The organism is Streptomyces dengpaensis, assembly GCF_002946835.1.
GTDB classification, from domain to species: domain Bacteria; phylum Actinomycetota; class Actinomycetes; order Streptomycetales; family Streptomycetaceae; genus Streptomyces; species Streptomyces dengpaensis.
This window is the reverse complement of record NZ_CP026652.1, coordinates 2,814,230-2,834,065: the sequence shown is the minus strand read 5'-3', so window position 1 is coordinate 2,834,065 and position 19,836 is coordinate 2,814,230. Positions and strand designations below refer to the sequence as shown.

Sequence of the window (19,836 nt, the reverse complement as noted above, 5' to 3'; positions counted from 1 at the left end):
TCAGCGGTGGTACAGCCCGACCAAGGTGCCGTCGGCCAGCTCGTGTTTCTCGGCGGTCTGATGCACCTGATCGGCGCTGGGAGCGTCCGGGAGGATGCACGGCTCCGCGAGGGCGTAGAGGGTGAAGACGTAGTGGTGCGCCTTGTCCCCGGGCGGCGGGTGGGGCCCGCCCCAGCCGGGGCGGCCGTACCCGTTGACGAGTTCGTCGCCGCCGCGCGGGCTCTGTCCTGCCTCCACGCCGTCGCTGTGGGGGTCGATGCCCACGACGATCCAGTGCACGAAGGAGCCCGACGGAGCGTCGGGGTCCTCGCACAGCAGGACCAGCTCCACCGCGTCGTACGGTACGCCGGACCAGGTCAGCGGCGGGGAGACGTTCTCCCCCTCCAACGCGTACTGGCGGGGGATTGCCGCGTGGTCACTGAATGCGCTGCTCTTGAGATCGATGCTGGTCATGGACGCCGGGTACCCCTGGTGCGGCCGGGCAAGCGGGGACAAGCGGGGAGGTGTGGCCCAGGGCGCGATGGATACCCGTACAGGTCAGGACGAGACGGAGGAGGGGCGAGAAGGAGAAGGGAGGCAAGTTCGGCGGAGGCCACGATGAAGCGGAGGGCACGACGAAACGGAGGCCACGATGAAACTGGTGGAACTGGTCGACGAACTGGTCGAGGAGGGCCCCTACCGCTTCCGTATCGAACAGCGGGACGAGATGCGGGTACCCGGCGTGGTGTTCGCCTCCCGAGGCCTGCTGAGAGACGCCGAACAGTCGCTGCAGCAGGTGGCCAACGTGGCCACACTGCCGGGCATCGTCGTCGCCTCGTACGCCATGCCGGACATCCACTGGGGCTACGGCTTCCCCATCGGCGGTGTGGCCGCGACGGACGTGGACGAGGGCGGCGTGGTCTCGCCGGGCGGGGTCGGCTTCGACATTTCCTGCGGGGTGCGGCTGCTGGCGGCCGACTGCGACCGGGAGGAGCTTCGGTCGGCGCTGCCCGCGATCATGGACGCCCTGGACCGGGCGATCCCGCGCGGCGCGGGCCCCGGCGGGCTGTGGCGGCCGTTCACTCGCCGGCAGCTGGAGCGGCTCCTGGAGGGCGGTTCCCGGTACGCGGTGGCGGAGGGCCACGGCGAAGAACGCGACCTGACCCGCTGCGAGGACGGCGGCGCGGTCGCCGACGCCGACATCACGCAGGTGAGCGAGCGGGCCCGGGAGCGCGGTCTCGGACAGGTGGGCAGTCTCGGCTCCGCCAACCACTTCCTGGAGATCCAGGAGGTCGCCGAGGTGTACGACGAACCGGCCGCCAACGCCTTCGGGATCGCCCGCGGCCAGGTGTGCGTGATGATCCACTGCGGTTCGCGCGGCCTCGGGCACCAGATCTGCACCGACCACGTCCGCGCGATGGACCAAGCCATGGCCCGGTACGGCATCACCGTCCCCGACCGGCAACTGGCCTGCACCCCGGTCCACTCGCCCGAGGGCCAGGCGTATCTGGGCGCGATGGCCGCGGCCGCCAACTACGGCCGCGCGAACCGCCAGTTGCTCTCCGACATGACACGCCGGATCTTCCGCCGCACGGCGGACGTGCGGCTGTCCCTGGTGTACGACGTGTCCCACAACCTCGCCAAGATCGAGACCCACGAGGTGAACGGGACGCACCGCCGCCTGTGCGTCCACCGCAAGGGCGCCACGCGGGCCTTCCCGCCCGGCCACCCCGAACTGCCCCAGCCGCTACGGAAGTTCGGCCAGCCGGTGCTGATCCCCGGCACCATGGGCACGGCGTCGTACGTCCTGACCGGCGTCCCCGGCGGCGACGCGTTCCACTCCACCTGCCACGGCGCGGGCAGGACGCTGAGCCGCCACCGGGCCCTACGCACGATCGCGACCGAGGACCTGCGCGCCCGGCTGAAGCGGGACGGCATCGCCGTACGCCCGCTGTCGTGGCGCGGCCTGACCGAGGAGGCACCGGAGGCGTACAAGGACGTCAGCGCGGTGGTGGCGGCGAGTGAGGGCGCGGGTCTGTGCCGCACAGTGGCCCGACTGGTGCCGCTGGGAGTGGTCAAGGGCTGATCTGCCGGCGGCCGGATGGGGCGTACATGGATGGTGGTCTCGTACGGCGGTGGTGGTCTCGTACGGCGGTGGTGGTCTCGTACGGCGGTGGTGGTCTCGTACGGCGATGGTGAGTTCGTACGGCGATGGTGAGTTCGTACGGCGATGGTGAGTTCGTACGGCGATGGTGACCTCGTACGGCGATGGTGAGTTCGTACGGCGGTGAACGCGTACGGCTTGGCGAACTCACCCGTCACACGTCGATGGTGACGGCGCAGGACCAGCCGTACGGATCCGGCCCGATGCGCAGGTCCTGCCAGGAGACGCCCTTCGGCGCGGCACCGATGACCTCCACCTCGGCGAGGTCCGCGACCTCCAGCCGCACGTCGAGGCCGCCCTCCACCGACTCCGCCCCCACATCGACGGGGACGTGGCCGTGCACGTCCAGCCGGAAGACGACCTCGTCCAGCAGCGCGGTCAGAAGGTCGTCGTCGCTGTCCCTGTCCAGCCGCAACCGGACCACGGAGGTGGCCCGCGCAGCGGAGACATCCGCGAAGGACCCCACCATTCCCCGTACCGCTTCCATCAGGCAGCGTTCGCGGCTCGCTCCCCAGGCTTCGACGCGCACGTCCGCCGTGTGCGGCACGAGCCGGTGCCCGCTCGTCCCCGGACGATGCCCGCTCGACCCTGGCCCACGGGCTGTCACTTCGCCTGTTCCACCAGCCGCTTGAACTGATCGAGGTCGCTGCGCACGAGCCGTTCGATCGCCGTCGCCTGGGCGAAGCCCTTCTTGCCGCCGAACGGCTCCCTGACAGCGCCCGGGTCGTACTCGATCCGTGCCTGGAGCCGGGTGTGCTCCGAGTCGATGGGCAGGAGCGAGAAGGAACCCGCCAGGTCGGGGCCGCTCGTGGTCTGCCACTCCATGGTGCGACCCTGGTCGCGGTCGGTGATCTCGGCTTCGAGGTCCTGCGTCCGGCCGCCCGCCTCGACGTCCAGGTGCGCTCGGTTCCCGCCCTCCGGACGAGCCTCCCGCACCCCTTCGACGAAGCGAGGGTAGCTCTCCGTGCGGTGGAGGAAGTCCCAGGCCAGATCGGCGGGGACGTCGATGTCGATGTGTTCTTCGAGAGCACTCATGGGTCACCCCGAACCTCGGTCACGGTTTACGGGCTCATGCATCCAGTGTGCCCCGCCTCCAAGATCGACGACACTTCGCGCGTCGCCCGCGGGGGTCCGTGGCCGGACGCGCGGACATGGGCGGAGGCCGCTGCGCGCGGCATTCCGGATTCGGGCGGATCCTGGGGGAGGGCGCCTCTTGGCCACCGGGCGTGCGAGGAGGCGTACGCGGCCGTCCCGCAGAGGGCGGGCGGCCGTCTTGCGGACGAGGGAGACGGCCGGCGTGCGGGACCTGGCGATCATCGAGGCGCCGTCGGTGCTGGGGCTGCGCCCGTCCGGCGTCGAGTCACCATCTTCAACCCCCGCCTCGACCCGGACGGCAGCATCGCGGCCCGCCTTGCTGACTGCCTGCGTCGCGGGCTGTCGGTGCGTTGCCGGGATGTTCGGCGCTGAACCCAGGCCGAACTGGTTGATGTTTTACGCCCGGTTCAGCCGCGCGGCGATTCCGTGACCGAGCAGCAAATACATCACGGCCGGCAGACCGTAATTGAGGACAGTACGCAGGCCTGCTGTGTCCATTGTGAAAATGTCGTGTGACCACCACGCCAGCCGGGGCAACTTTTCCACCCTGACCGGCAGGCCACCGTAGCCGTCAGGGGAACCGCCTTCCTGGTGGCTCTGCGGCACCAGCTTCATCGTCATGTGACCACCGGAGGTCAAAACCGTCCGCGGCTTCCGTATGAGCTCACTGAGCGGGGAAGGTGAGCCGCAGAACGACCTCGCCGTCGTCGATCTCCCCGGTGGGCTCGAACCCGAACTTCTGGTAGAAGGGCCACGGTTCGCCGTCGCCGGGCTCGTAGCTGGTCAGCAGCTCGGTGGCGCCGTCCTCGCGAACCAGGGCGGCGATCTGCGTGAGCGCCTCTCGGCCGATCCCGCGCTTCTGGTACCGCTTGTCGACGAGGAGGCGCCAGATGAAGTGTCGCCCTTTGAAAGGACCAGTAGGCGGTTTCCACGACAGCATCACGAAGCCGACTGGCTCGTCGCCACGGTATACGGCGCGGTACCAAGGGTTGGCCTCCGGCGTCTTTGCCGCCTCCTTGAGCGACTTGGACACGGAGGCGACGAACTGCTTCTGGTCACGTCGGACGCGGAGGGCACGAACGGCATCCCGGTTGTCGTCGGTGATCTCCCGTAGGTGCACGCCTGGGGGCCTCATGTCACACCCCTTTCTGCATCCGGCAGCTGCGCCATCCGGGCCGACGTGAAGAGCCGCCACCGGGCGGCATTTCCTCGTGCGTACGCGTTGTCAAGGACGCCAGGTTGGACGTCTTCGCAGCGTATTCGACACAGGCGATCTGGAGCGGGACTGGCACGCCGGTGCCCGTTCGCAGTGCGCTGCCCAGTGTTCCTCACAGCGCCTCGTCGTGGCCGTCGTGTTCGGCCCACAACTCCTCGGGAAGGCTGTCCGTGCACCAGTCCTCTGCAGCGTCGGTGTTGGCCCGATACGTGTCGGTGGTGACACCTTCGCTGGGATCTACGGCCGCGATGGGCAGCCCTTCGTCCTCATGCTCGCGTCCGAAGGCTCTGCCGTCCTTGTACGCCTCCTACACCGGCCCTGAGAACGTCTCGGACCGCACACCAGATGCGCCGCCTGATGCCTCGCACCCTGCTGGCAGAGCGGATGAGAGAAGGACTGCGGATAACGGACGTATACGCGAGGCACGTGTCATGGACAAAGCATAGGTCTGGCGCCAGCAAGATCTGTGTCCGCCGAATTGTGTAGCATCCGCAAGGCGCCAGGCTCATCGCTCAGCTGAGCACGCAGTCGGTGAGTTCACATCCGCGAACACACCACGGTTCTCGCCCAGCCGTGCCCCGAATGCGCCGGCTCCCTGAACCTCCACGGAGGCGCCGGCGCATCTCCCGTCGCCCGCTGCACCAGGTGCGGACGCATCTGGACCGAGCAGAGCGCCGCCGCGTAGCTCCGTCAGCAGAGACACCCGACGTCGATCACTTCGATCACGTTGCCCCGGGCCATGTACTCGACCCAGCACTGATTGCCGAACGCTGCCGCTTTCGCCCCTGGCGGCGGGAACGGAGCCTCGACCGCGGCGCTAATGAGCATGATGATCTCCTTGCGCGCGTCGGCTGGGACATCCAGCAGTACGTCGGCGGCGCGTTTGATCAGTTCCACTCGCATTACGCACCCCGTGGCAGGAGCAGCGTTGCACGGCACAGCCCCCACAGCCCGGATGGGCCTGCCCAACCAGGGTCTCTCGGTTCGTCCGGGTATGTACAGGGGGCACGGCGAAGCCCCGCACACGCTCGTGCAGGGGCTCACGCATGCCCAACCGCACAACCTCAGCCGGGCGCCTTTGGAGCCCAGTAGGACGGTCCCCCGCCGCGCCATTCGAGCAGCTCCGGGTCGTCGATCTTCGTATCAGCCTCGGGCAGGCCTGCGAGGCGTAGGAACTCCACCACGTCGAGCAGGTGGTACGCCGTGCCGACGTACTCATCGCGGATCGTCACCCGCCGTCCGCCGTCCGACTGCGGCGGGTGAATGATCACGGGCGCTTGTCCGGACATACTCCCAGTATGCTCCGGGGTATCCGAATATGGATCGAGCCCCCGCACTCCCTCGTGCGGGGGCTCAGTCGAGGATCCCTTGCTCGGTGTCCGGTCGGCAGAACGCGCACGCCTCCAATGGCGCGTCCGTGGGCGCCATCCGAGCATCCTGCGCCGAGACGGGATGCGTGTTGTTGCTGGTCATCGTGCAGTCGTCGACGTGGACGCAAGCCTACTGAGGACCGGTGGGCGTGCCGCTGCTCGACCATGAAGCCGGACGACTGACGCTTGCACCTGGCCGGCGCCGGGCCAAGCACGGGGCGCAACTCGGGCGGCCGATGGCGTGGAGGCTGCGGAGCGCCGATTCCTCCGTGCCTCGGCCACCGCGAGGGCGTGGCGTACAGCGTCCTGCTGGAGCCGCAGGTACGTGACGACGGTCTCTTCGTCGGCGAGCTGCGCTTCGAGGTGCGCCAAGATCGTACGCAGGCGCGCAGGGTCAGGCGGCAACTCGTTCATGTTCGATTCAAACACCAGGTCCCCGCCTCGCGAAGGCGCGGACGGCCGACCTCACCAGTGCCGTAATCGTGTGGCGACTTGACCAGAGAACAGTTCCCGAGCTGTCCGGCGCCTGGTAGTCATCGGCCGCGACGAGGCGGATGCTGTCCAGGCCGACTGATCGGCTCTGGGCTGGAGTTGCCTCGTCTCGATCAAGTTTGTTGGCTTCCGCTGCGTACCCGCTGACGCTGTAACAGAGCGGTCGTTGGACTCGAACCCCAACACCGCTTTAAGAGAAAAGCTGGGGCGTAGGTCGGGTGACCTGCGGCTTCGTCGGACGAGTTGGTCAGCACGGATGCGCCCGCTAGACACCCCTGTTGACCGCGACCGACCCTTGCATCTGGCACGCTTGTGGCACGCGGCGGGCGGTAGTGGCGAGCCGTTTCCGCCGACTGACGCCGCCCACTCCCCGTGGTTCCCGCACGATCTGGCACGGCTCTCGCACGGACCTCTTCATGAGGAATCCTCGGTTGACTACCCGGTGTCTTCGCGGGTCAGCTCGTTGTTATGCAAAGTGCATCTCGCTGGTGCTAGCCACCGTGATCAACCGCTTGGGATCGGCTGCTGTTGCTCATTCGGGTGCACACCTTGTGCATGTTTCGGCCACTACGCCCAGGATTAACCTCGCGATGTGTTCCCTCATGAAGGTGAAAGACCATGCCGACGTATGTCACCTTGCTGAACTGGACCGATCAAGGGATCCGAAACTACAAGGACACCACAAAGCGTGCCGAGGCCTTCGCCGCAGCGGCACAGAAGCTCGGGGCGAAGCTCCTGAACCTCTACTGGACCGTCGGTTCGTACGACCTCGTGGCCGTTGTTGAGGCGCCCGACGACGAAACCGCCACCGCGACGCTCCTGCAGCTTGGCGGGGTGGGCAACGTCCGTACCACGACCCTGCGGGCCTTTGGCCGAGAGGAGATGGATCGCATCATCGCCAAGGCCGCTGGCTGACTGGCTGTTCTCTATCCGTTCGTGCGATCGGTCCGCTTCGAACAGGGTGCTGGATCGGGTGAGTTGGCCGCTGCGCAGGCATGAAGGAAGGGCCTCTTGGCAGCTCGCGGATGTCGAGTCCAGCGAGAAGCAAGAGGCCCTTTTGTCGAAGTGTCGCGTGATCGCGGTTGCCGAGTCCAGTCTGTCCACTCCTGGGTGTGACTGTCTCGCCCACAGGTTCGGGAACGCGTCCGACCGGCCGGGGCGCCGGCCTCGGTACGGCTCGGACATGAACGAGCATCAAGTGGCGGGCGATGCACTACGACTTCCCGCCCTGACCACGCGTGTACGCCTTCTTCGCCCGCTGGCGGGATGAGCCGCCGCCTGGCCGCCCACCACCAGCACCATCGGCCTGTTCCGGTGCGGGCAGCGTGAACCTGCCCGGTTTCTCCTCGACCAGCCGGCCCCGCCCCACCAGCCGCTTCAGACGAGCCCTCGCGCCCTCGACCCGGGAGGCAGACGCGCTGTCCCAGCCCACTACCACCGCTGCCCGCCGGGCACCCAGCCCGTCGCCTCCCGCATCCACAGCAGCGGCTATCAACGCCTGGTAGTCCACCGACAAATCCTCGGCCCCGGCCGCCTTCTCCCGGTGAGGAACCGCCCGGCGCGGCCCCGCCGGCTTCCTCTCCGAGGCCCCGCCGGCCACCACCGCGGGCGCATCTGCCTCGGCCAGAGCCTCCAGATACTGCTCCAGGCCGATCACCCGGCGCCTGCGTACCTCTTCCGCGTCCGCCAGAGACGCCCGCACCCGCTCCAGTTCGACTGCGAGTTCCTCCACCCGCACCGCCGCGGCCTTCTGTCGTGCTTCCAAAACCGCCCGCATCGACGGCATCCGCCACTCCCACGACATCTCGGCCGACAACGAGCCGAGACTTCCGCGACAGCGGCGATCTCAACGTGACAACGCCCTCCGAGGCGATGCTCACCCTTGCCGAAGGAACTCGTGCGCCATCGCGATCATGGCACGTGCCGCAGCACCGGGCGTGCGCTCGGACGGAGCGGCCAGGGAAAACTGCCATTCCAGGTCGGCGTCGTCGACGGTCAGCGTGGCGACGTCCTGTCCCTTGCCGAGGGCGACCCGTGGCAGCAGCGCCACGCCCAGGCCGTTTCGGACGTAGGCCACGCCGGTGGTGAGGTCGGTGATCTCGATGGCGACGCGATGGGGGACGGAGGCAGCCGCGAAGGCCCGGTCGGCAACGGTCCGGTTGCTGTAGCCCGCGGGGAAGTCGACGAAGTCCAGGCCGGCCAGTTCGGTGATCGACACGGTGCGGCGTTTCGCGAGCGGATGGGCGGCCGGCACGACGAGGTCGAGCACCGAAGTGGCGAGGGCGGTCAGCGTGATGCCTGCCGGGCGCGGTCCGGGCCCCGAAACGAAGGCGAGGTCGAGCCGCCGTTCGAGGAGGGCTTCGACCAGGCCCTGGGAACCGGAGGGGGCGGCGCTGGTCTGCAGGAACACGCCGGGATGACGCCGGTGGAATTCACCGAGGAACACGGGAAGGTCGATGAGCCCAACCGTGGTTATCGCGCCCAGCCGCAGTGTGCCGCGCAGTCCGCCGCGGACCTCGCCCACCGCGTCTGCGGCCTCCCGGGCGGCGTCGAGAGCGGCATGGGCGCGCGGTAGCAGGGCAGCACCGGCATCGGTGAGCAGCACGCGTTTGGGGGTGCGTTCCAGCAGCGGCGTGCGGAGTTCTCGCTCGAGGTTCTTGATTGTGGTGGAGACGGCGGACTGGACGACGTGCAGCCGTGCGGCGGCACGGGTGAAGTTCGCTTCCTCGGCGACGGCGACGAAGTACTCGAGCTGGCGCAGTTCCACCCTCCGAGTATCCCTCAGCGAGCCCTCAATGTATCTCTCAGCGAGATGGCGGCAGTCTCTGACTTTCGTTGGACCGCGCCTGTTGCGTCCAGCGATTCTGTTGGAAGTTCAACCGGTACAGGAGGCTGAAAGATGACCTACAAGACGCCACCGACATATCTGGGCAGCGGCGACCCGGCGCGGCAGCGCAAGGACTACTACCCCCCTTGGCTGGACAATCTTGCCGACGATGTGACGCTGGAGGCCGGGGTCTTCAACGGGACCATCCACGGAGCCAAGGACGTTTTCGCGATACTGTCCTACGCACGCACTCTGTACGAATTCCAGGACTTCATCTACATCGGTAAGTACGGAGAGAATGGCTTCGTCGAGGACTACGCAGCGACGGTGGATGGTAGGCCGATCGCCAACATCGCTGTCGTCTATAAGAACGAAGAGGGGAAGACACAACATCTTGTGATGAACCACCGTCCGCTGCCGATGCTCCAGTACTTCTCCCGGAAGCTGGGCGAGCACTTCGCTGGGACAGAGTACGCGAAGTACTGTGCCGACCCGTCGGCGGGTACCGACCCGTCGGATGCCGACCGCGGCTGAACGGAGTCCAACTCATTTCTGCTGCGATCTGGAGGAAACGTGTCGCGCAATCAGGCAATCGTAGACGCTTCCTGGCGAGCATATTCCGGATTCGAGGAGAACGATTCCTCGGACCGGGTGGCCCTAATGTCGCCCGAGGTGATTTTCAACTTCCCCACCTCCCTGCCTTATGGCGGGACATTCCATGGGCCTGAGGGGTTTCTCGCCTTCTACCGGGATATCTACGATCACTACTACGAGACCTTCAACTACGACGCACACACGGTGCTCGATGCCGGGTCGCACGTGGTCGTTCCCGTCAGGGCCAGGGCGAAGGCGAAGACTGGCCGCACCATGGAGAACGAACACTGTCTGCTGTTCACCGTGAACGACGGGCGCGGACCTCAGTAGGCCGCACGAACCCAGCACGCTTACATGATCATACTGAGCGAGTCGGTAAAGGCCCAGAGGGGGCCCGACGTCGACGACACTCTGCGCACGGGCCGGTTCCATGGAGAAGGAAGGGTCCGGAGCCTGGGCGCCGACGAGGATGCCGGCACCAGCATCGTTTTTGTCCAGAACGCCCGCCGAGTTCGTCGGGCGCTGAGAGGCGAAAGGTCACTCATGCCTCAATCCATGCGCGCGCTCGTAGCCGAAAAGGTTGGCGAGCCTACCGATGTCCTGCGGCTGGAATCCCGGCCTGTTCCCACGCCAAAAGCCGGTCAGGCGTTGATCCGTGTGAAGGCTACTCCGATTCACGCCAGCGATCTGCACGTACTGCGTGGCCGCTATGGTTTCTCCCCCGAGTTTCCCACTGTCGGTGGCCACATGGAATGCGTGGGCCGTATTGAGGCCCTGGGCCCGGATACCGAGGGGCTAAAGATCGGCGAGCGCGTGGTGACCGTCGCAGTCCCGGCGGTACCCGGGCCCCATGTGTCCGGCACTTGGCAGGAATACCTCGTTGCCGATACACGAAGGCTCCTGTCGGTCCCCGGCCATCTGAGCGACTCCGACGCCTGTCAACTCGCTGTCAACCCGTTGACCGCGCTGCTCCTCGTGACTCGCGAACTCGACGTACAGCCGGGTGAATGGTTGTTGCAGACGGCCGCGGGCTCCACCGTCGGCCGACTCGTCATTCAGCTGGCCAGGCATCTGGGTATTCGCACGATCAATGTCGTGCGGCGGCGCGATGCCGTTGAGGAGATCAAAGCGCTTGGTGGTGACGAGGTCATTTGCACTGAGGACGAGGACCTGTTGCAGCGTGTGGCTGAGATCGCAGGACCGGCCGGCGTGCACAAGGCCATCGACTGTGTCGCGGGCCACGTGGGTGCCCAGGTATCCCAGGCATTGGCTCCGGGAGGAGAGGTCGTGGTCTACGGCGCGCTCTCTACCCATCGGCAGACTGACCCGGCAGCGCTGACGATCCCGCTGCAGGCACGCTCGGTTATCTACGAGACCAAAGCAGTCCGTGGCTTCTGGCTGAACCGCTGGTTCGGCACTGCCTCACCTGAGGATGCCTTGCGCGCGCTGTCCGAGGTTCGCAGTCTCGTCGCTGATGGAGTGCTGAGCATCCCCCAGGGCCAGCCGTTCCCACTCGAACGTTTCACTGAAGCCATCGCGCTCACCGAAACACCCGCACGTGGCGCCAAGCCATTCTTCGTCTTCGAAGACGGCCGGGACAACGACAGGTAGGACGCGGCCCTGCCGGTGCTGGCGGCGGTGCGGCTGCGGCGGGGCAAGGCCGACAACGCCCGCGGCGCCGCCCAGCTCGGGCGGACCGCACCGCTCGGTCAGCCGGACAGGGGCACCAGGCCAGCGTCCGCGATCAGGTTCGGCTCGTCGGACGCGTTATTTCGTTTGACTCGTCAGGGCCGCTCCCAGCAGGAGCCGGCCCCTTGCCAGGAAGGCTGGAGGATGGCTGACAAGACGAAACCGATGTATCTGGGCAGCGGCGACCCGGCGCGGCAGCGCACGGACTATTACCCCCCTTGGCTGGACAACCTTGCCGACGATGTGACGATGGAGGGCTCGGTACTGAACGGGGTCGTGCGGGGGGCGGAGGACGTTCGCACGGTGCTGTCCTATGCGCGCACCCTGTACGAGTACCAGGACTTCATCTACATCGGCGGGTACGGAGAGAACGACTTCGTCGAGGATTACACGTCGACGGTGGGCGGTGAGCCGATCGCAAACATCGCTGTCGTCTACAGGAACGCAGAGGGACAGACGCAACATCTCGTGGTGAACCACCGTCCGCTGTCGTCGGTCCTGCTCTTCTCTCGGCTGTTGGGCGAGCACTTCGCTGGGACGCGGTACGCCCAGTACTTCGCTGCCCCGTCGGTCGATGCAGACGCGGCTGAAGAGCCCGGGGTCCGTCCAAGCTGAGCTGGTACGCGTTCGCGACCGAGTACGCGCGGTCGCACTGGCCCGGCGGTGCGGCGAAGACCAGGGACGAGGTCAGTGAAGCGCTGACAGCGATCACGTTGGCGATGTGCTGGGACATGCCGGGCCGGCCGAAGGAGCAGTTGCTGCGCCGTGCCCTGCGGCACTGGCAACCAGCGCATCGGAGGGCTCCTCGGCTCCTACGATCAACCGCCCGACCTGGATCAGTAGTTGGCTGTGCCGAAAAGCGCTGGCCCATAGACGAGGGGCCGGGTCAGACCTTGATCACGGTGGCTCGTCCGCCGCACAGTGCGGTCAGATCCTCGGGATCCGAGGTGAGGATCGTGACCGGCCCGGGGGCGGCGAGAGCAGTGGCGCTGAGCATGGCGTCGATGGCGTACTTGTTGCCGTGCAAGCCGACGCCAGCGAGGAGGGCGGCGGCGTGGCGGGCGATCTGCTCGGTGACCGGTTCGACCACCAGGCGGGACAGCGTCCACTCCAGCGCCGGCCGGTTGATCCGAGGGTGGACCACCTCGACGAGGGTTGCCGCGGAGGTGATCACACGCAGGTCATCGGCGCGTGCGAGGGCGAGCCAGCCGGTGACCGTACGGTCGCGCAGGACGGCCTTGGCCAGTCCCGCACTGTCCAGGACCAGCGTGCCGCCGGGAACGGCGGGGGAGCGGGTCACGCGGCGTCTGCCCCGCCCTGCGTCTGATCGGTCTGCTCACGGCGGGCCTGGTGGAGCTGGTCGCGCAGGACCTGGATCTCCTCGTCGGTGACGGGACCGTGCTCGGCCTCGGCGACCTGGATGAGTTCGTTGAGATTGTCGCGCTCGATCTGGCGGGCGACGGCGGCGGCGACGTAGGCGGACAGGCCGGAGGGGCCGCTGCGGGCCTTGGCGGCTTCGGCGATGTCGCGCGGCATGGTGATCGAGTACTTGCCGGTAGGCTCGCTCATGCCACCTATCCTACCTGCGATCCTCCAGGCGTGCGGTCCTGCATGCAGCACGGCTCGCGCCTGCCTCGGTTCATGCGGTGTCGGTGTCGCTCAGAGCGGCAGGCATTCCGACCAGTGGTCGGCCTGCGTGGGCCAGTCCTTGCCGCAGAGTGTTGGACGTGCCCTGCCGTAAGACGGCGGGTTCCGAGTCGGAGGTGCGTGGAGGCTCTCCTGTCCCCGTACGCGAAGTGTCGCTATGACCGGCGCAGCGCAGCGTTCAGTATTGCTCGGTCTCCACGAAACCCGCGTCCGCGTCGTTGTTCGCGCCGAAGGCGTCGGCGGCGGCGGTCGGGTCGAATCCGGGCGGGCTGTCCTTGAGGCCCAGGCCCATGTCGGCGAGCTTTTCCTTGACCTCGTCGATGGACTTCGCACCGAAGTTGCGAATGTCGAGGAGGTCGGCCTCGGAGCGGGCGACGAGCTCACCCACGGAGTGGACGCCCTCGCGCTTGAGGCAGTTGTATGAACGGACGGTGAGGTCGAGCTCCTCGATCGGCATGACCAGCTCGGCGGCGAGGACGGCGTCCACCGGGGACGGGCCCATGTCGATGCCCTCGGCGTCAATGTTCAGCTCGCGCGCCAGACCGAACAACTCGACCAGGGTCTTACCGGCCGATGCCATCGCGTCACGCGGACGCATCGCCTGCTTGGTCTCGACGTCGACGATCAGCTTGTCGAAGTCGGTGCGCTGCTCGACACGGGTCGCCTCGACCTTGTACGTGACCTTCAGAACCGGCGAGTAGATGGAGTCGACCGGAATACGGCCGATCTCCTGACCGACCTGCTTGTTCTGAACAGCCGAGACGTAACCACGGCCGCGCTCGACGGTCAGCTCCATCTCCAGCTTGCCCTTGCCGTTGAGCGTGGCGAGGACGAGGTCGGGGTTGTGCACCTCGACACCGGCCGGGGGCGCGATGTCGGCGGCGGTGACCAGACCCGGACCCTGCTTGCGCAGGTACATCACGACGGGCTCGTCCTGTTCGCTGCTCACGACCAGCTGCTTGATGTTGAGGATCAGGTCGGTGACGTCCTCCTTGACGCCCGGCACGGTGGTGAACTCGTGCAGAACGCCGTCGACGCGGATGGACGTGACCGCCGCACCCGGGATCGAGGAGAGGAGCGTACGACGCAGGGAGTTGCCGAGGGTGTAGCCGAAGCCCGGCTCCAGCGGCTCGATGACGAACCGGGAGCGGAACTCGTCGACGACCTCTTCGGTCAGGGACGGACGCTGAGCAATCAGCACGAGGTGTTGCCTCCAGTGGTTTGGCGCCCGCTCTGTGACGCCGTAGACACCACGAAGGGTACGGGCGATACGGGCGATACGGTCTCCGCAGAGGCCGAACCGCCCGACTCCAGCCCAGCGAGGAGGCTTCGGCCTCCCCTTCCACCCGCCGTCCCCACGGCCGTTTCTGCTGTGCCCGCGTCCAGCGCTCCTCCAGGCCGATGTAGCCGGCGCCGATGACGACGGCCGTCTTCGGGTGGCGTGCGGCGAGGGACTGCATGATCCCGAAGGTGTCGCCCATGCTGTGCACGAGGTGGACGCCGTCCCGTGGGCCGAGCGCGTCCGGTCCGCTCAGCCCCTCGATGGGCGGGCGGACACTGACCGCGCCGGTGCCCACGATCAGCGCGTCGTACGGCAGTTCCTCGGTGCGGCCCTCGGCATCGCGCACGGCCAGCCGCTTGCCGGGCACGTCGATGCCGGTGGCGAGGGTGTCGGTGCGGACCTGCATGTCGGTGGCCTTCAGGTCGGCCAGGGTGCGGTGGGCCAGATCGCTCCAGTGGCCGACCTCGCCGGAGACGTAGTACGGGATGCCGCAGATGGAGAAGTTCGGGTAGGCGTCGGCCACCACCACGGTGACCTCGCTGTCGGGATCCAGCTCGCGGGTGCGCAGGGCCGCACTGATGCCGGCGTCGCTCCCGCCGATGGCGACGCTCGCAGGTCGCGCAGTACGACACGCCACGGCCTGAGAGCGCGTCCTCGCCGGGCAGGTCCAGCTTGCGGTGCTGCGAGCCGGTCGCCACGATGACGGCCCTCGCCCGGTGGACCGTACCGGCGCTGTCGGTGACGGTCTTGACGGCGCCGGTGAGGTCGACCTCGACGATGTCGTCGGGGACGAGCTCGGCGCCGAAACGCTTGGCCTGGGCCCGCATGTTCTCCATCAGCTCCGGGCCCATGATGCCGTCGCGGAAGCCGGGGAAGTTCTCCACCTCGGTTGTCTGGACCAGCGCGCCGCCGGCCGTGACCGCGCCTTCGAAGACCAGCGGCTTCAGCGAGGCGCGGGCGGTGTAGATGGCGGCGGTGTATCCGGCGGGGCCGGAGCCGATGACGTTGCGTATGTCCCCCGCCGTGCTCATGCCTGAGGCTCCGGCGCGATCTCCTTGATCAGGCCCTCGATGAGCACCTTGATCTCGTCACGGATCGGGCGGACGGCCTCGACGCCCAGGCCGGCCGGGTCCTCCAGCTGCCAGTCCAGGTACCGCTTGCCGGGGAAGACGGGGCAGGTGTCGCCGCAGCCCATGGTGATGCAGACGTCCGACTCCTTCACCGCGTCCAGGGTGAGCATCTTCGGCACCTCGGCGGAGATGTCGATGCCGACCTCGGCCATGGCCTCGACGGCGGCCGGGTTGACGCCTGCGCCCGGGTTGGAGCCGGCGGAACGGACCTCGACGCGGTCCCCGGCCAGGTGGGTCGGCCACGCGGCGGCCATCTGGGAACGGCCGGCGTTGTGGACACAGACGAAGAGCACGGAGGGCTTGTCGGACATCAGAGGTCTCTCTTGTCTGACGGCATCAGGTGTGAATGATGTCAGCACCCGATGGTGTCAGCCACCACTGATGTGACACTATCAGCCCATGATGACGTCAGTCGACACTGACCTGATCCGGGTTCTGGCCGACCCGCTCAGGCTCCAGATCGTGACCCTGATCGCCAAAGAGATGCTGTGCACCACCCACCTGGTGGAGGAGACCGGTGCCCGGCAGACCAACCTCTCCAACCACCTGAGAGTGCTGCGCGAGGCCGGGGTCGTGGACACGGAGCCGTGCGGTCGGTTCACCTACTACCGGCTCAAGTCCGACGTCCTCGCCTCACTCGCCGGCCAGTTCGCCGACCTGGCCGAGTCCGCTCGTAACGCCGCCGAGAACAAGAGGGCCTGCCCATGACCGCCGCCGAAGCCGCCCCGACCGCGGAGTCCGCGAAACCCGCCGCTGAACCTGGCTCCGTCGCGCCCGCGCCGGGTGCCGCTCCGCCGCGCACTCCCCTCGTCGCCCGGGCCGCCGCCGAACTCATAGGCACGGCGCTGCTGGTGGCGGTCGTGGTCGGCTCCGGCATCCAGGCCACCGAGCTGACCAAAGACGTCGGCCTGCAGCTGCTGGCCAACTCCACGGCCACCGTTTTCGGCCTCGGCATCCTGATCCTTTTGCTCGGCCCGGTCTCCGGCGCCCACTTCAACCCGGTCGTCACGCTGGCCGAGTGGTGGACCGCCCGCCGCGGCGGCCCCGGGGTCACACCGCGCGAGGTGGCGGTCTACGTACCCGCGCAGATCGTCGGCGCGATCGCGGGCGCGATCCTGGCGGACGCAATGTTCGGCGAGCCGCTGGTGAAGTGGTCCACCCACGACCGCTCCGCCGGACACCTGCTGCTCGGCGAAGTCGTAGCCACCGCCGGCCTGATCCTGCTGATCTTCGGCCTGGCCCGCGCCAACCGCCTGCAGTACGCCCCCGTGGCCGTCGCCTCCTACATCGGCGCCGCCTACTGGTTCACTTCGTCCACGTCCTTCGCCAACCCGGCAGTGACCATCGGCCGCGCCTTCACCGACACCTTCGCGGGGATCGCGCCCGGCTCGCTCGCAGGGTTCATCGGCATGCAACTTGTCGGCGGCGTGGTCGGACTGGCGCTGGTGGCCCTCATCTTCATGCCCGGACGATCGGCCGAATGAGCCACAAGACGCAGGTGGTGGTGATCGGCGGCGGCCAAGCCGGGCTCGCCGCCGGCTACCACCTGCGCCGCCTCGGCCTCGACTTCGTCATCCTCGACTCCGAGACCACACCGGGCGGCGCCCGGCAGCACGCCTGGGACTCGCTTCGGTGAGCTCCAAGAAGCGCGCCAGTTCGCCTCGCGCCCACTCGACGTCAATACTCATCGCCCCATCATCCACACGGGCACCGACGATGGGCCCGGATTTTGGGACCGCCGTGAGGAGACGGCAGGGTTGCGCCGTTCAACGAGCCCACTTCGCGCCGGCGGCCGTGGTGTGCCGTCCGATGCGTTCACCCTGATCTTGGTCAGGCTGCGACCGATGTGCTCGTCAGCAGCTTGCCCATCGCGGCCAGCACGGACGGCTCGACCCGGTAGTAGACCCAGGTGCCACGCCGTTCGGAGGTGAGCAGGCCGGCCTCCTTGAGCTTCTTCAGGTGGTGGGAGACGGTCGGCTGGGAGACGCCAACGTCGGAGATGTCGCACACACACGCCTCGCCGCCCTCGTGGGAGGCCACGGCAGAGAACAGCCGCAGCCGCACCGGGTCGCCGAGCGCCTTGAACATCCGCGCGGCCGTCTCGGCCTCCTCCGCGGTGAACGGGCGCTCGGTGAGCGGCGGGCAGCACGGCGCCACAGCCTCGCCAGAGGCGGGTTCCAGCAACGGCAGCACCTTCGTATTCGACATGCATCTATGTTGACATACGTCGAACCAGTGGGGCGAGGGCCGGACGGCCTCCCCGGACCGGCGTCCCGTGTTCACGGGGATCGACGCCACCCAGGTCACCTGGGCCGACGGCAGCAGCGAGGAGGTCGACACGATCCTGCTGGCCACCGGCTACCGCCCCGACCTCGCCTACCTGGCCCCGCTGGGTGCCCTCACGGCATCCGGTCACCCTCGCCACCGCGAGGGGGTGGAGCCCTCCAGCCCCGGCAGCGCTGGACTGTGAGGGCGGCCGAAGGTTCCGGAGGCCGCAACCACGCCCCGCGCGGACAGGTCGTCCCCGCCCTCCAACATGAGGGTGAATGCACCGTCGGCAGCGGCCCGGATCTCCCGGACACGCGTCCCCGTGCGGGTGTCGGCGTCCAGGCGGTCGGCGTACCGCCACAGGTAGGTGACGACCTCGTCCCGGTGCGGATAGCGGTCTGGGTCCCCGTCGAAGGGCACCCCGGGCAGTGAGCTGTATCCGGCGGGAGAGAAGAGCGCGAGGCTGTCGTAGTAGCGCGGCCACGATCCGGACGGCCGGTCGGACGCTTCCAGGACCACCGGCACCAGCCCCTCTCGGCGCAGGGCATGCGCCGCGGCCAGTCCGGACTGGCCGCCCCCGATCACCGCTACGTCCACACGTTCCATACCGCCTCCCGGATTCGATGAATGTCTATGTTGACGCTTATCGATACAGGTGCCATGCTTGGCGGCGCAAGGGATCGACGGATGTCGAAACAAGGGGGAATCTCGTGAACGCGCTCACCACCGACCAGCTGCCCGTCGTGGTCATCGGCGCCGGCCCGATCGGCCTGGCCGCCGCCGCCCGTCTCATCGAGCGCGGCATCGAACCCCTGGTCCTGGAGGCCGGCCCCGCCGCCGGCAGCGCCGTCCGCGACTGGTCCCACGTCCGCCTCTTCTCGACCTGGGGCGAGGTCATCGACCCGGCCGCCGAGAAGCTCCTCGCCCCGACCGGCTGGGTCCGCCCCGACGGCACGACGTACCCGACCGGCGGCGACTGGGCCGAGCGCTACCTCCAGCCCCTCGCTGACGTCCTCGGCGACAAGGTCCGTTTCGGCACCACGGTCACCGGAGTGGCCCGCGCCGGGCGCGACCGCATCGTCGACGCGGGCCGCGACGAGCAGCCCTTCACCGTGCACATCCAGTCCGCCGACGGCCATGAGGAGCGGATCACCGCCCGCGCTGTCATCGACGCCTCCGGCACCTGGTCCACCCCCAGTCCGGTCGGCGCGGACGGCCTGCCCGCCCTCGGCGAGAAGACGACCGCCGACCGCATCGCCTACCGCGTCCCCGACCTCAACGACCCGGCCGTGCGCGCCCGCTACGCGGGCAAGCGCACCGCCGTCGTCGGTTCCGGTGCCTCAGCCTTCACGGCTCTCGCGCTCCTCGCCGACCTGGCGAAGGAGGAGGACGGCACGCACGCGGTGTGGATCCTGCGTCGGGGCATTGGCGCGAACACGTACGGCGGTGGCGAGGCCGACCAGCTCCCGGCCCGAGGTGCCCTGGGCCTGCGGGCGAAGGCCGCCGTCGGGGCCGGCCACGCGAGTGCGGTCACCGGATTCCGTACACAGGCTGTGGAGCGGGACGGCGACCAGCTCGTCCTCGTCGGGGAAGACGGTCGCCGTCTGGACCCGGTCGACGAGGTGATCGTCCTGACCGGCCTCCGCCCCGACCTGTCCTTCCTCTCCGAGCTCCGTCTCGGCCTCGACGAACGTCTCCAGGCCCCGACCGCGCTCGCCCCGCTCATCGACCCCAACGTCCACTCCTGCGGCACCGTCTACCCGCACGGCGTCAACGAGCTCTCCCACCCGGAGCAGGGCGTCTACCTGGTCGGCATGAAGTCATACGGCCGCGCACCCACGTTCCTCGCCATGACCGGCTACGAGCAGGTCCGCTCCATCGCGGCGGCGATCGCCGGAGACCAGGAGGCCGCCGAGCGCGTCGAACTCACCCTCCCGGAGACGGGCGTGTGCGGCGGTGCGGGCCTGTTCGACGAGCCGGAGAACGCCGAGCAGTCCGGAAGCGGCTGCTGCGCTGCCCCCGCCACCCTCCAGATCGGCATCGGCGCCCCGGCCACCACCTCCGGCGGCTGCTGAACTCCCCA

General features: G+C 68.2%; 26 protein-coding genes and 3 pseudogenes. 11 read left to right on the top strand and 18 right to left on the bottom strand.

The genetic code is table 11. The features are described 5' to 3' along the window. Positions 1–453 carry a YbhB/YbcL family Raf kinase inhibitor-like protein gene (locus tag C4B68_RS12830; RefSeq protein WP_099499887.1) on the bottom strand — a complete coding sequence of 151 codons (453 nt, stop codon included), beginning with the start codon at positions 451–453 and terminating at the stop codon, positions 1–3. A gap of 178 nt (positions 454–631) precedes the next feature. On the opposite strand from C4B68_RS12830, the gene C4B68_RS12825 reads away from it, so the two are divergent. Then, positions 632–2,065, top strand: a complete 1,434-nt coding sequence (locus tag C4B68_RS12825) for an RtcB family protein (protein ID WP_099499888.1) — start codon at positions 632–634, stop codon at positions 2,063–2,065. A gap of 232 nt (positions 2,066–2,297) precedes the next feature. Here the strand turns inward: C4B68_RS12825 and C4B68_RS12820 are convergent, their stop codons facing one another. From C4B68_RS12820 to C4B68_RS43195, 7 genes are all read right to left on the bottom strand, one after another. Next, on the bottom strand, positions 2,298–2,750 hold the full coding sequence (locus C4B68_RS12820) for an archease (RefSeq protein ID WP_099499889.1): 453 nt from the start codon (positions 2,748–2,750) through the stop codon (positions 2,298–2,300). Continuing rightward, positions 2,747–3,178, bottom strand: a complete 432-nt coding sequence (locus C4B68_RS12815) for an SRPBCC family protein (RefSeq protein WP_099499890.1) — start codon at positions 3,176–3,178, stop codon at positions 2,747–2,749. The genes C4B68_RS12820 and C4B68_RS12815 overlap by 4 nt, the downstream gene beginning before the upstream one ends. 456 nt (positions 3,179–3,634) lie before the next feature. After that, positions 3,635–3,859 carry a hypothetical protein gene (locus tag C4B68_RS12805; protein ID WP_099499892.1) on the bottom strand — a complete coding sequence of 75 codons (225 nt, stop codon included), beginning with the start codon at positions 3,857–3,859 and terminating at the stop codon, positions 3,635–3,637. A gap of 43 nt (positions 3,860–3,902) precedes the next feature. Beyond that, a complete protein-coding gene (locus C4B68_RS12800; protein WP_240634325.1) occupies positions 3,903–4,373 on the bottom strand; it encodes a GNAT family N-acetyltransferase in 471 nt (156 codons plus the stop codon). Between the two features lie 771 nt (positions 4,374–5,144). Further along, positions 5,145–5,357, bottom strand: coding sequence for a hypothetical protein (locus C4B68_RS12795; RefSeq protein ID WP_099499894.1), 213 nt, complete (start codon positions 5,355–5,357; stop codon positions 5,145–5,147). Between the two features lie 161 nt (positions 5,358–5,518). Further along, the gene (locus C4B68_RS12790; RefSeq protein WP_099499895.1) at positions 5,519–5,743 is read right to left on the bottom strand and encodes a hypothetical protein; all 225 of its coding nucleotides are present in this window, start codon (positions 5,741–5,743) and stop codon (positions 5,519–5,521) included. 64 nt (positions 5,744–5,807) lie between these two features. Next, entirely contained in the window at positions 5,808–5,927 is a 120-nt protein-coding gene (locus tag C4B68_RS43195) for a DUF6233 domain-containing protein (RefSeq protein ID WP_240634323.1), read from the bottom strand. A gap of 1,007 nt (positions 5,928–6,934) precedes the next feature. Here C4B68_RS43195 and C4B68_RS12780 point away from each other — a divergent pair. Beyond that, complete coding sequence (locus C4B68_RS12780) at positions 6,935–7,231, top strand: GYD domain-containing protein (protein ID WP_099499897.1); 297 nt, start codon at positions 6,935–6,937, stop codon at positions 7,229–7,231. Positions 7,232–7,529: 298 nt separating this feature from the next. Here C4B68_RS12780 and C4B68_RS12765 read toward each other — a convergent pair whose 3' ends face one another. Further along, complete coding sequence (locus C4B68_RS12765; RefSeq protein ID WP_099500034.1) at positions 7,530–8,093, bottom strand: hypothetical protein; 564 nt, start codon at positions 8,091–8,093, stop codon at positions 7,530–7,532. 99 nt (positions 8,094–8,192) lie between these two features. Further along, a complete protein-coding gene (locus C4B68_RS12760; protein WP_099499898.1) occupies positions 8,193–9,083 on the bottom strand; it encodes a LysR family transcriptional regulator in 891 nt (296 codons plus the stop codon). A gap of 132 nt (positions 9,084–9,215) precedes the next feature. On the opposite strand from C4B68_RS12760, the gene C4B68_RS12755 reads away from it, so the two are divergent. From C4B68_RS12755 to C4B68_RS12740, 4 genes are all read left to right on the top strand, one after another. Next, entirely contained in the window at positions 9,216–9,677 is a 462-nt protein-coding gene (locus C4B68_RS12755) for a hypothetical protein (RefSeq protein WP_099499899.1), read from the top strand. A gap of 39 nt (positions 9,678–9,716) precedes the next feature. Beyond that, entirely contained in the window at positions 9,717–10,067 is a 351-nt protein-coding gene (locus tag C4B68_RS12750) for a nuclear transport factor 2 family protein (protein WP_167459080.1), read from the top strand. 24 nt (positions 10,068–10,091) lie between these two features. Further along, positions 10,092–11,348: a zinc-dependent alcohol dehydrogenase family protein gene (locus C4B68_RS12745; RefSeq protein WP_240634321.1), complete on the top strand. Its 1,257-nt coding sequence runs from the start codon at positions 10,092–10,094 to the stop codon at positions 11,346–11,348. 222 nt (positions 11,349–11,570) lie between these two features. Then, positions 11,571–12,041 carry a hypothetical protein gene (locus tag C4B68_RS12740; protein WP_143674272.1) on the top strand — a complete coding sequence of 157 codons (471 nt, stop codon included), beginning with the start codon at positions 11,571–11,573 and terminating at the stop codon, positions 12,039–12,041. 271 nt (positions 12,042–12,312) lie between these two features. On the opposite strand, the gene C4B68_RS12730 is transcribed toward C4B68_RS12740, so the two are convergent. The 6 genes and pseudogenes from C4B68_RS12730 to C4B68_RS12705 form a co-directional block, all read right to left on the bottom strand. Beyond that, complete coding sequence (locus tag C4B68_RS12730) at positions 12,313–12,726, bottom strand: PIN domain-containing protein (protein WP_099499902.1); 414 nt, start codon at positions 12,724–12,726, stop codon at positions 12,313–12,315. Beyond that, on the bottom strand, positions 12,723–12,995 hold the full coding sequence (locus tag C4B68_RS12725; RefSeq protein WP_099499903.1) for a CopG family transcriptional regulator: 273 nt from the start codon (positions 12,993–12,995) through the stop codon (positions 12,723–12,725). The genes C4B68_RS12730 and C4B68_RS12725 overlap by 4 nt, the downstream gene beginning before the upstream one ends. 256 nt (positions 12,996–13,251) lie before the next feature. Further along, entirely contained in the window at positions 13,252–14,274 is a 1,023-nt protein-coding gene (locus C4B68_RS12720) for a DNA-directed RNA polymerase subunit alpha (protein ID WP_099499904.1), read from the bottom strand. A 247-nt stretch (positions 14,275–14,521) separates the two neighbouring features. Then, a pseudogene (locus tag C4B68_RS12715) lies at positions 14,522–14,992 on the bottom strand (NAD(P)/FAD-dependent oxidoreductase); the annotation flags it as partial. After that, a pseudogene (locus C4B68_RS12710) lies at positions 14,964–15,386 on the bottom strand (NAD(P)/FAD-dependent oxidoreductase); the annotation flags it as partial. The pseudogenes C4B68_RS12715 and C4B68_RS12710, both read right to left, overlap by 29 nt. Next, positions 15,383–15,796: an arsenate reductase ArsC gene (locus C4B68_RS12705; RefSeq protein WP_099499905.1), complete on the bottom strand. Its 414-nt coding sequence runs from the start codon at positions 15,794–15,796 to the stop codon at positions 15,383–15,385. The pseudogene C4B68_RS12710 and the gene C4B68_RS12705, both read right to left, overlap by 4 nt. 88 nt (positions 15,797–15,884) lie before the next feature. On the opposite strand from C4B68_RS12705, the gene C4B68_RS12700 reads away from it, so the two are divergent. From C4B68_RS12700 to C4B68_RS12690, 3 genes and pseudogenes are all read left to right on the top strand, one after another. Beyond that, entirely contained in the window at positions 15,885–16,193 is a 309-nt protein-coding gene (locus tag C4B68_RS12700; RefSeq protein ID WP_099499906.1) for an ArsR/SmtB family transcription factor, read from the top strand. Then, a complete protein-coding gene (locus C4B68_RS12695) occupies positions 16,190–16,969 on the top strand; it encodes an aquaporin (protein WP_099499907.1) in 780 nt (259 codons plus the stop codon). The genes C4B68_RS12700 and C4B68_RS12695 overlap by 4 nt, the downstream gene beginning before the upstream one ends. Further along, positions 16,966–17,115: pseudogene (locus C4B68_RS12690) on the top strand (FAD-dependent oxidoreductase); the annotation flags it as partial. The gene C4B68_RS12695 and the pseudogene C4B68_RS12690, both read left to right, overlap by 4 nt. A gap of 200 nt (positions 17,116–17,315) precedes the next feature. Here the strand turns inward: C4B68_RS12690 and C4B68_RS12685 are convergent. Next, the gene (locus C4B68_RS12685) at positions 17,316–17,693 is read right to left on the bottom strand and encodes an ArsR/SmtB family transcription factor (protein ID WP_099499908.1); all 378 of its coding nucleotides are present in this window, start codon (positions 17,691–17,693) and stop codon (positions 17,316–17,318) included. Positions 17,694–17,760: 67 nt separating this feature from the next. Here C4B68_RS12685 and C4B68_RS12680 point away from each other — a divergent pair, with 67 nt between their 5' ends. Then, a complete protein-coding gene (locus C4B68_RS12680) occupies positions 17,761–17,955 on the top strand; it encodes a hypothetical protein (RefSeq protein ID WP_099499909.1) in 195 nt (64 codons plus the stop codon). Here the strand turns inward: C4B68_RS12680 and C4B68_RS12675 are convergent. Continuing rightward, positions 17,898–18,359 (bottom strand): NAD(P)-binding domain-containing protein, encoded by a 462-nt coding sequence (locus C4B68_RS12675; RefSeq protein ID WP_099499910.1) that lies wholly within the window; start codon positions 18,357–18,359, stop codon positions 17,898–17,900. The two genes, C4B68_RS12680 and C4B68_RS12675, sit on opposite strands and share 58 nt — an antisense overlap. 104 nt (positions 18,360–18,463) lie before the next feature. Here C4B68_RS12675 and C4B68_RS12670 point away from each other — a divergent pair, with 104 nt between their 5' ends. Further along, positions 18,464–19,828: an NAD(P)-binding domain-containing protein gene (locus tag C4B68_RS12670; RefSeq protein ID WP_099499911.1), complete on the top strand. Its 1,365-nt coding sequence runs from the start codon at positions 18,464–18,466 to the stop codon at positions 19,826–19,828. Positions 19,829–19,836 lie beyond the last annotated feature (8 nt).